At 65.8% G+C, this 3,863-nt stretch carries 5 protein-coding genes; 3 read left to right on the top strand and 2 right to left on the bottom strand.

Translation table 11 applies throughout. The features are described 5' to 3' along the window. On the top strand, positions 1 to 861 hold an 861-nt coding region (locus Q9R39_RS24460; protein ID WP_311278433.1), incomplete at its 5' end, for an HAD-IC family P-type ATPase. Further along, the gene (locus Q9R39_RS24455) at positions 858 to 1,205 is read left to right on the top strand and encodes a metal-sensitive transcriptional regulator (RefSeq protein WP_005195356.1); all 348 of its coding nucleotides are present in this window, start codon (positions 858 to 860) and stop codon (positions 1,203 to 1,205) included. The genes Q9R39_RS24460 and Q9R39_RS24455, both read left to right, overlap by 4 nt. Positions 1,206 to 1,227: 22 nt before the next feature. Here Q9R39_RS24455 and Q9R39_RS24450 read toward each other — a convergent pair whose 3' ends face one another. After that, entirely contained in the window at positions 1,228 to 2,163 is a 936-nt protein-coding gene (locus tag Q9R39_RS24450) for a M23 family metallopeptidase (RefSeq protein WP_311278432.1), read from the bottom strand. 269 nt (positions 2,164 to 2,432) lie between these two features. On the opposite strand from Q9R39_RS24450, the gene Q9R39_RS24445 reads away from it, so the two are divergent. Beyond that, positions 2,433 to 3,086, top strand: a complete 654-nt coding sequence (locus Q9R39_RS24445; RefSeq protein ID WP_311278431.1) for a DUF305 domain-containing protein — start codon at positions 2,433 to 2,435, stop codon at positions 3,084 to 3,086. Between the two features lie 28 nt (positions 3,087 to 3,114). On the opposite strand, the gene Q9R39_RS24440 is transcribed toward Q9R39_RS24445, so the two are convergent. Then, the coding region (locus tag Q9R39_RS24440; RefSeq protein ID WP_311278430.1) for a M56 family metallopeptidase at positions 3,115 to 3,863 on the bottom strand (749 nt) is incomplete at its 5' end.

Raw genomic sequence — 3,863 nt, 5'->3', positions numbered from 1 at the left:
ATTGTCGCAGCTGCCGGAGACCGCGCGCGGCCGGTGCCGGCGGCCACCGACTTCACCTCGTCACCGGCGGTCGGTGTGACCGCTCGCGTCGAGGGCGCCACAGTGCGGGTGGGCGGGCCCCGCATGCTCGAGGAACAGGGCCATCAGGAACTGGCCATCGCTGATCGCTGGCGCGCCGACGGCGCAATCATCCTGCATGTCACCCGCGACACTGAGCTGATTGGAGCTCTCAAACTTGCTGATGAGGTGCGCGGGGAATCCCGCCAAGCCGTCGAGGTGCTGCACGCCCGCGGGGTCGAGGTTGTGATGATTACCGGCGACGCCGAAGCAGTGGCGCACACCGTCGCTCACGACCTCGGTATCGATCGGGTGTTCGCCGGTGTACGGCCGGAAGACAAAGCCAGCAAGGTGGCCGAACTGCAGCACGAAGGCCGCAAGGTGGCGATGGTGGGCGACGGCGTCAACGACGCCCCCGCCCTGGCCCAGGCCGATGTGGGCATCGCGATCGGGGCCGGCACCGACGTCGCGATCGCCTCGGCCGGGGTCATCCTCGCCAGCGACGACCCCCGCTCGGTGCTGTCGGTCATCGAGCTGTCGGACGCCAGCTACCGAAAAATGAAGCAGAACCTGTGGTGGGCAGCGGGATACAACCTGATCTCTGTACCGCTGGCCGCCGGAATTCTCGCGCCCATCGGGTTCGTCCTGCCGATGTCGGTCGGAGCGATTCTGATGTCAGCCTCGACGGTCGTGGTCGCACTCAACGCGCAACTGTTACGCCGACTCGACCTGCAGCCAGGCGCGAGTACAGTGCGTGGACTGCAGCACAACCGACCGAGATCCATTGAGAAGGTGAGTCCATGACCGCTGCGTCCGCACCGGGACAATCCTCCACCCCGGAAGAATCCTCTGCCTCGGAACACTCTTCCCACGGTTACATCAGCGATAAGGGCAAATACCTGGCCCGCCTCAAGCGCATCGAAGGCCAATCCCGAGGTATCTATCGGATGGTCGACGAGGAGCAGTACTGCATCGACATCCTGACCCAGATTTCGGCGCTGACCAAGGCGCTGGAGGGGGTCGCGCTGGGTTTGCTCGACGACCATCTCACCCACTGTGTGCTCGATGCCGCCCACGCCGGCGGGGACGAGGCGCAGGAGAAGATCGCTGAAGCCTCGGCGGCCATCGCTCGCCTCGTTCGTTCCTGAGCCACCCACCACGCCGGGTTCGTCACAGGCGTGGTTCGCCGACCCACTGCGGCACCACCGGCCCCGGCGCGCGGGCGTCTGCATCAGCGGCCATCGCCAGAACCACCCCGCGATCGGCCAGCCACTGTGCCGGATCGACGTTGACTCCCGTCGGGTCGAGAACCTCGAAATGCAGATGCGGGCCGGTCGAGACCCCACGGTTGCCCACTGTGGCGATCGATTGGCCCATCCGTACTCGCGCGCCCTGCTCGAGCAGATTCTCGTCGTTGTGTCCGTAGGTGGTGATCGTGCCGTCATCGTGCCGGATCCGCATCCACAACCCGAACCCCTCGGCAGGTCCGGAGGTGATGACCTCCCCGTCAGCTACCGCGACAATGGGCGCGCCCAGATCATTGCCGATATCAATGCCCTGATGGCCCCGTCCGTCACCGAAGGTGGACGTGATCTCGCCCGCAGTCGGCGCCACCGCACCGCCACTACCGGGCAGCAGCGGTGTCGGCGTTCCGGGTTCCTGCGGCTGGGGGCCATGCGGCTCGTTCGGATCGTGCGGCACGATTGCGGCGATCAGGGTGGCTACCAGCCGGGCCAGCGGTAACGCGTCGATGATCCGGAACCCGTCTATCGGATCAATGAGCGAAAACGTGCCGAAGCACTGCAGTGCGGCTGCACTGCCCGCATCGCCGACGCTGCCCGACTGGGCCTGAGCGCCCAGGCAGGACGCCGTCTGCGTGATCGGCTTCCCCAAATTCGCCGCCGCGGCACCACCCAAAGCGGCCTTCACCGAGTCCTGCACGATCGCGATCAGCTCCCCGGCCACATGTCCATCGGTCGAGGCCGCCGCCGGTGCGGTGGCAATCACAGGCGCAACGCCCACGCACACCGCCGCTGCCACCCCCAGCGCTTTGGGGCCCCACTGCTGCCCCGCCTTGAGCCGTAGCGATGTCAACACCATCTGCATGCGGTCGGACCTTTCCCGCGGACGTCGTAGACCCACGCACGAGTGCCATGCGTGTACCCGCGAGATCACACCACAAGTCACTTGTGCCCCACCAGTCACACGCGGCTCCACTACGAAGCGAACTAATCAGGCATTAGCGGCTTTGTTTGCGCAGTTCACCGCCCGTTTTGTGGGTGCCGGGCAGGCGACTAACTACTATCGGTGTTAGTAGAATTGTTATCGAAGCGCCGCCGGGCGGTGGCGAAGTATCACTCTTGAGGAGGAGATCGATGAGAGTCACACGAACCGGTGTCGTCGTTGCTGCCGCGGCGGCTGTTCTGACAGTGGTGGCCGCGTGTTCGGACACCTCGACTGAGGATCATTCCTCGATGTCGGGGATGGGTACCAGCGCGGCCAACAGCGAATCGTCAGCGGCGGCCACTGCCGAACACAACAGCGCAGACATCTCGTTCGCCCAGCAGATGATCCCCCACCACACCCAGGCGATCATGATGAGCGACATCCTGTTGGAGAAGGACAACATCAACCCCCAGGTCGTCAGTCTGGCCCAGCAGATCAAAGACGCTCAGCAGCCCGAGATCGACCAGATGCAGTCGTGGCTGAAGCAATGGGGAGCCCCACTCGAGGGCCAGGGACACAACATGGACATGGGTACGTCGATGGCGCCGGGTTCCTCCCCGATGCCGTCGATGATGGGCATGATGTCGCCAGAACAGATGCAGCAGCTACGCGACGCGCAAGGAGCCGAGGCGTCGCGCCTGTTCCTGACGCAGATGATCGAACACCATCGCGGCGCCATCGCCATGGCCAAGACCGAGATTCAAGACGGCCAATCGCCCGAGGCGATCGCCCTGGCACGTCAGATCGTCACTGATCAGGAGAGCGAAATTGCGAGGATGCAGCAGCTTCTCAACAACCCCTAGCGGTCGGACCTGCCCGGGTCGGTCTGGGCTACACACACATCGCGATCACCATCGCCGCGACGACACCGGACACCGCTAGCGTGGTCGGTACCGCCACCACACCAGCCACGGCCGCGGCGGCACCCACATGATGACGTCGCGACCGGCACCGGTGACCGGAGTCCAAGCGGCTCAACCGAGGCCCCACCGACGACGAATCGCTGATCGACAACACACCCACCGGGCCCGCTACAGGTCCCGAACGGGCCAACGTTCCCAACGCCGAGCAGACCGCCCGCGCACCCACCAGCTGGGCGGCGCGGGCATCGGCGGCTTGCTCGACCAAGCCGGCGACCTCACGGCCCGCGCGGCTGAACAACGGAATCAGCGGGAACGCACGCCCGAGAGCGCGGGCCGCCAACACCACGGTGTGATGACGTTGCCGCCGGTGTGCGCGCTCATGAGCAACGACGGCATCGAGTTCCTCACCGGACAACGCCGCCTGCAACCCGGTCGTGGCGGCAATGCCGGCATCCTTGCCCGGCAGACAAAACGCCATCGGCCGCCCGTCGGCGAGCCACCACACATCGGGATAGCGCTCACTGCGGGCGCCCACCAACCGCAACGACTGCAGATACTCCTCACGAGCACCGCGCATCCGCACCGCCGATCGCACCGCGATCGTCACCGCTCGGACAATCGCTGCCACGGTCACCACCGCCAGCACGCCACCAGAGATCGCTTCCACCCGCGGGGATGCGCCGTGTGACAACACCCGCAGACACGACACCACCTCAG

The sequence above is a fragment of the Gordonia sp. AC31 genome (assembly GCF_031844505.1).
Lineage (GTDB): Bacteria > Actinomycetota > Actinomycetes > Mycobacteriales > Mycobacteriaceae > Gordonia > Gordonia hongkongensis.
The sequence above is the reverse complement of the archived record's forward strand: the minus strand, read 5'-3'. Positions and strand labels throughout refer to the sequence as shown.

Coding starts and splice junctions, on each gene's coding strand:
- Q9R39_RS24450 (WP_311278432.1), bottom strand. CDS start 2,163: ATGCAGATGGTGTTGACATCGCTACGGCTCAAGGCGGGGCAGCAGTGG.
- Q9R39_RS24455 (WP_005195356.1), top strand. CDS start 858: ATGACCGCTGCGTCCGCACCGGGACAATCCTCCACCCCGGAAGAATCC.
- Q9R39_RS24445 (WP_311278431.1), top strand. CDS start 2,433: ATGAGAGTCACACGAACCGGTGTCGTCGTTGCTGCCGCGGCGGCTGTT.